Raw genomic sequence first — 5,056 nt, 5'->3', positions numbered from 1 at the left:
GCCGGGGCCCCCGCGCTGATGGCCCGCTCAGCGGCGGCCGAACAGCCGGCGCCACCAGCTGACGCCACGGCGTCGGCGGGAGACCGCGGGCGGCGCCGCCGGCTGCGGCGGGATCAGCGCGTTCACCGGGTGCCCGGCCGGCTGCTCGATCCCGGGTTGCGGGGTCGGGACGGACCGCGGGGCGAACCGTACCGGCAGTGACAGCAGGTGGCGCGACATGAGGGTGCCGCGCCACTGGAGCTCGCTCGCGTCGACCGCCAGCTGGAGGTCGGGCAGCCGGTCCAGCAGGACCTCGATGCCGGTGTCCGCGATGGCACGCCCGATGTCCTGGCCCGGGCACTCGTGCGGTCCGCTGCTGAAGGCCAGGTGGGAGCGGTTGCCGTGGACGGAGACGTCGGGGTCGGGGCGGATCTGCGGGTCGGCGTTGCCCGCGGCCAGGCCGAGCAGGATCATGTCACCGGCCTTGACCTGCTGGCCGCCGAGCAGGGTGTCACCGGTGGCCCAGCGCCCGATGATGGTGTTGATCGGCGGGTCGTCCCACAGGACCTGCTCCAGTGCGTCGGGCAGGGTCATGTGACCGCCGGAGAGGCTCGCCCGGAAGCGCGGGTCGGTCAGTACCGTGCGCAGCGTGTTGGCGATCAGGTTGGCGGTGGTCTCGTAGGCCGCGATCAGCACCACGCGCAGGTGCATCAGCACTTCGGTGTCGGTCAGGTTCGCGGGGTGCTCCAGCAGCCAGGAGGCGAGGTCACGGGCGGGCTCGGCCTTTCGCTGCACGACCAGGTGTTCCAGGGTGGCGGTGACGTAGCGGTCGCTCTGGAGGGCCGTCTCGGTGCCCTGGAGCATGTCGCGTGCCGCGTTGACCAGCAGGGGTCCGTGTTCGTCGGGTGCCCCGACGAGTTGCGTCATGACCAGCATGGGGAGCTGGTCGGAGAAGGCGGACACCAGGTCGGCGTACCCCTCGCCGGCGATCTGGTCGACGAGCTGGTTGGCGAAGCGCGTCACGTAGCGGCGGATGCCGCGCTTGTCGAAGCGCTCCAGGGACTCCACCACGGCGGAGCGCAGCCGCTCGTGGACGGGCCCGTCCGTGAAGTTGCACACCGGTACCCAGGACACCATGGGGCCGAGCGGGGTGTCGGCCGGTACCCGGCCCTCTCTCATGTCGCGCCAGCCCCGGGGGTCACGGGCGAAGCGGGACGACGTGCGCGCCACGTCCAGGTTCTCCCGGTGGCCGAGGACCAGCCATGCCGGGAGGTCCCCGCTCACCAGCACGGGGGCGACCGGGCCGTGCTCGGCGCGCAGCTTCTCGTACAGGGCGAGGGGGTCGGCCTGGGCCTCCGCTCCGTGGAGCCGGTACAGGCCGCCCGCCGTTGCCGCCGCGTGGGCGGGGCACTGCGGCGGTGGGGTGGGGGTGGTACTCACATTGCCTCCTGGGTGGCTGCCTGGGAGTGCAGGTAGCGCATGAGGGTCAGCAGGACATCGCGGGACGAGTCCCGTCGTCTGGCGTCGCAGACGAGGATCGGGACGGTGGGGGGCAGGTCGAGGGCCTGGCGCAGTTCCTCCAGCGGATGCTCGGGCGCGCCGGGGAAGGAGTTGACGGCCACGACGAAGGGGACGCCCCGCTCCTCCAGCCGCCCGATGACGTCGAAGCTGATCTCCAGCCGCCGGGTGTCGAGGAGCACGACCGCGCCGAGCGCGCCCTCGAAGAGACCGCGCCACAGGAACCAGAAGCGCTCCTGGCCGGGTGTTCCGAACAGGTACAGCACGAGTTCTTCGTTGATGCTGATGCGGCCGAAGTCCATCGCCACGGTGGTGGTGATCTTGCGGGACACGCCCCAGGTGTCGTCGACGCCGACGCCGGCCCGGGTCATCGTCTCCTCGGTGGTCAGCGGCTTGATCTCGCTCACGGCACCGACCATCGTCGTCTTGCCCACGCCGAAACCGCCGACGATGACGATTTTCACGGCGGCCGCGGCGCTCTGCGGCAGTATGTCCGCCTGGCGCGGCCCGGCGGGCGGGTCAGAGCTTCTGAAGTCCATCGATCACTGCCTCGATCAGAGCAAGGTCGGGTAGCTGCGCGGCGGGGACGGGGGGCCGGACGTGCACGCGCCGGGCGGTCATCAGGTCTCCGACCAGCACGGTGACGACGCTCACGGGCAGGCCGGCGTACGCGGCGATCTCGGCCACCGACAGCGGTGACTGGCACATCCGCAGGATGGCGGCCTGCTCGGGCTGCATCTCGGGCCGGGCGGCCCCCCGGGCCACGACCAGGGTCACGAGGTCGAGATGGACCGTGGTGGAGGGCGCGCTGCGGCCGCCGGTGATGACGTAGAGCCGTTCGGGAGTGCTGTCCTCCCAGCTTGTGGGCGGCTCTTTCACGCGGGCTGCCCGTCGTGTCGGGGCGGGCTGCTCAGATGGTCCCCCATTCGGGTCACCAGGTTGCGCATCTGCGCGCCCATCAGGCCCGCGTCGACGCCCTCGTCGGCGAGGACCGCCAGATAGGAGCCGTCGCCCGCGGCCATCAGGTAGAAGAACCCGCCGTCCATCTCGATCACGACCAGCCGCATCCTGCCCTTCGAGCTGGGCAGTTCCGCGGCCACCGCTCCGGCGAGGCTCTGCAGGCCCGCGCAGGCGGCTGCCAGGCGGTCGGCCGTGTCGGTCTCCGCCCCGTACTGCGCCACGCAGAGCCCGTCCGCGGACAGCACGATCACGTGCCGCGTCTGTGGCACTCCGGCGGCCAGGTCCTTGAGCATCCAGTCCATGCTGCTTCGCTGAGTCATCACTGTTTACGCCCCTTTGGTCGCTGAACCCGACGCGTCCTGGGCGCCCTGCGCGTCTTGACCGGGCGCACCCGACACTCCGCTGTGGAACGCCTCCAGCCACATTCCGGGGCCGTTGTCGTCCGCCGGCTGCGGCATCTCGGCCGGCCGGGCGTCGTAGGTGGTGACACGGTCCTTCCGGCGTCTTTGCGGCAGGCCGGTCGAGGTACGTTCGGTGGTCGGCCCGCCGCTGACGGGCACCGGCCCGGGCGTCGGTGCCGGTGCCGACCGGGGCGCGGAGACGCCGGCCGACGAGTGGTCGAAGGGGTGCTCGCGCGGTGTGGCGGCCACCGCCCTGGGCCCCGAGGAGGAGCCGATGCCGTGGGCGAGACCGGTCGCCGCGGACGCCGTGGTGATCAGGTGCTGCGGCACGATGACCACGGCGCGGACGCCGCCGTACGCGGAGGAGCGCAGGGACACCTGGAACCCGTACGCCTGCGCCAGCCGGCCGACCACGGCGAGGCCCAGCCTCGGCGTCTCGCCCAGGTCGTTGAGGTCGATGCCCGACTGCGCCTGCGCGAGCATCTTCTCGGCGCGTCCGCGGGCCTCCTCGCTCATGCTCAGGCCGCCGTCCTCGATCTCCACGGCGATGCCCGACTGCACCTCGACGGCCGTGAGGTGGACCCGGGTGTGCGGCGGGGAGTAGCGGGTGGCGTTGTCCAGCAGCTCCGCCAGGGTGTGGATCAGCGGCTCCACGACCGGGCCGACGACGGCGACCTCGGAGACCGAGTGGAGTTCCACCCGCTGGTAGTCGATGATGCGCGACATCGCGCCGCGCATCACGCTGTACAGGGTGACGGCCCGGCTCCACTGACGGCCGGGGCGCGCACCGCCGAGGACCGAGATGGAGTCGGCGAGCCTGCCGATCAGGGCGGTGCCGTGGTCCAGTCGCAGGAGGTCGCCGAAGACGTCCGGGTTGGCGCCGTGCCGGTCCTCCATCTCACGCATCTCGTGGGCCTGCTGGTGCACGATCGCCTGCACGCGGCGGGCCACGTTCACGAAGGCCCGCTGCGCCGAGTCGCGAAGGCTCTCCTCGTTGTCGACCGCGTCGATGACGTGGGCGAGCACGGCTTGCAGGGCGGCTCTGAAGCGCGGTGTCAGGGCCGCGTCGTCGCCCCAGCGGTTGCCGTGTCCGGCGCGCCCGCCGAGGGAGGTCAGCACCTCCTCGGCGAGTTCGCCCTTGCGCAGTCGCTCGATGGCCTCGGGCAGCACGACCGCGGACAGGCGGAACGCCTCGGTCTCCTGCCGGGACAGGGCGTGCTGGAGGGCCGCGACCTGGGCGCGTGCCGCGGCGAGCGCGCGGCCGCGGCGCAGCGCCTCGACGAGGAGCGCGGCGGTGCACGCGGCGCCCGCGGCGATCAGGACGGTGCCGACGGGTTCCGAGGAGGAGACGAGCGCCCCGACCAGGCAGGCGGCGGCCAGGGCGGCGACGGTGGGCAGCACCCGGGTCGCACCCACCTCCGGGTGGACCGTTTCGGGAGGAATGTCTTTTTGCTCCATCTGCGTCCTCGAATTATCGAAAAAGGGTGACCTTCTGACCGGTGGGCGGGAGCATAACTACGCCCAACTGCCCTCATGCGCGGTTTCGTTGGAGTTCATCGGACCGGAGGAACGGATATGAGCCATCCGCAGCGGCGAATTCCGGCACCCCCGGGCGCCCGTCCACGGTGGTGGGCGGCGTAGCGGGAGGTCACAGCGTGCGGGCCCGTTCCCGGCGGCGGAATCCGCCCTGGACGCGCCATCGGCGCCGGCCGCATCGCGCGGTTCCCAAGTGGTGCCGGGCCCGGAAATGCGCTATAAGCGCGACGCGGCGAACTCGTCCGTGCGGGACACCTGCCCCACACTGGTGGTGGGCACCCCCACCGCCGGTGCCGTCCGGATCCCGGTGTGCGGGAGGCTCAGCATGATCATCAGTCACGGCATCACCGAGGACACCCTGCACGTGAAGATCCTCCGGGAGCTGAACGTCACCAATCGCGCCGCGGCCGCCCTGCAGATCGAATCGCTCGTCCACACGCACCGGCCCGCCCGGGTCACGGTCGAGCTGCCGAGCCGCACCCCCTCGCCCATGACCTTCAGCGCACTGTCCCGCGCCCAGCGGATGTGCCAGAGCCTCGGCATCCCGCTCACCGCAACGGGACCCGGCGAACGGGCACCCCTGCTCCTGAACGGCCAGGATGCCGGCGCGGACCCGCCCCAGTGGCTGGAACACGGGGCACGGCACGACCACTGACCAGCGC

At 72.0% G+C, this 5,056-nt stretch carries 6 protein-coding genes; 1 reads left to right on the top strand and 5 read right to left on the bottom strand.

Translation table 11 applies throughout. The annotated features are described in order from the left end of the window. Positions 1–27 precede the first annotated feature (27 nt). The 5 genes from ACWGE1_RS40145 to ACWGE1_RS40125 are packed head-to-tail and all read right to left on the bottom strand — an operon-like array spanning position 28 to position 4,316. Positions 28–1,419 carry a cytochrome P450 gene (locus ACWGE1_RS40145; RefSeq protein WP_453425415.1) on the bottom strand — a complete coding sequence of 464 codons (1,392 nt, stop codon included), beginning with the start codon at positions 1,417–1,419 and terminating at the stop codon, positions 28–30. Beyond that, complete coding sequence (locus ACWGE1_RS40140) at positions 1,416–2,036, bottom strand: GTP-binding protein (RefSeq protein WP_453425414.1); 621 nt, start codon at positions 2,034–2,036, stop codon at positions 1,416–1,418. Before ACWGE1_RS40140 ends, ACWGE1_RS40145 begins: the two co-directional genes overlap by 4 nt. Then, entirely contained in the window at positions 2,017–2,376 is a 360-nt protein-coding gene (locus tag ACWGE1_RS40135; protein WP_453425413.1) for a DUF742 domain-containing protein, read from the bottom strand. The genes ACWGE1_RS40140 and ACWGE1_RS40135 overlap by 20 nt, the downstream gene beginning before the upstream one ends. Next, the gene (locus tag ACWGE1_RS40130) at positions 2,373–2,777 is read right to left on the bottom strand and encodes a roadblock/LC7 domain-containing protein (protein ID WP_453425412.1); all 405 of its coding nucleotides are present in this window, start codon (positions 2,775–2,777) and stop codon (positions 2,373–2,375) included. Before ACWGE1_RS40130 ends, ACWGE1_RS40135 begins: the two co-directional genes overlap by 4 nt. A gap of 6 nt (positions 2,778–2,783) precedes the next feature. Next, entirely contained in the window at positions 2,784–4,316 is a 1,533-nt protein-coding gene (locus ACWGE1_RS40125; protein ID WP_453425411.1) for a sensor histidine kinase, read from the bottom strand. Between the two features lie 289 nt (positions 4,317–4,605). On the opposite strand from ACWGE1_RS40125, the gene ACWGE1_RS40120 reads away from it, so the two are divergent. After that, positions 4,606–5,049: a hypothetical protein gene (locus tag ACWGE1_RS40120; RefSeq protein ID WP_453425410.1), complete on the top strand. Its 444-nt coding sequence runs from the start codon at positions 4,606–4,608 to the stop codon at positions 5,047–5,049. Positions 5,050–5,056: the final 7 nt, after the last annotated feature.

The organism is Streptomyces sp. NPDC054932 (assembly GCF_053610205.1).
Note: the sequence above shows the minus strand (reverse complement) of the source record. Positions and strands in the feature narration are given on the sequence as shown.

What these genes read in the sequence shown, in the direction of transcription:
- ACWGE1_RS40140 (WP_453425414.1), bottom strand. Translation starts at nt 2,036, where the DNA reads ATGGACTTCAGAAGCTCTGACCCGCCCGCCGGGCCGCGCCAGGCGGAC.
- ACWGE1_RS40130 (WP_453425412.1), bottom strand. Translation starts at nt 2,777, where the DNA reads ATGACTCAGCGAAGCAGCATGGACTGGATGCTCAAGGACCTGGCCGCC.
- ACWGE1_RS40125 (WP_453425411.1), bottom strand. Translation starts at nt 4,316, where the DNA reads ATGGAGCAAAAAGACATTCCTCCCGAAACGGTCCACCCGGAGGTGGGT.
- ACWGE1_RS40120 (WP_453425410.1), top strand. Translation starts at nt 4,606, where the DNA reads ATGCGCTATAAGCGCGACGCGGCGAACTCGTCCGTGCGGGACACCTGC.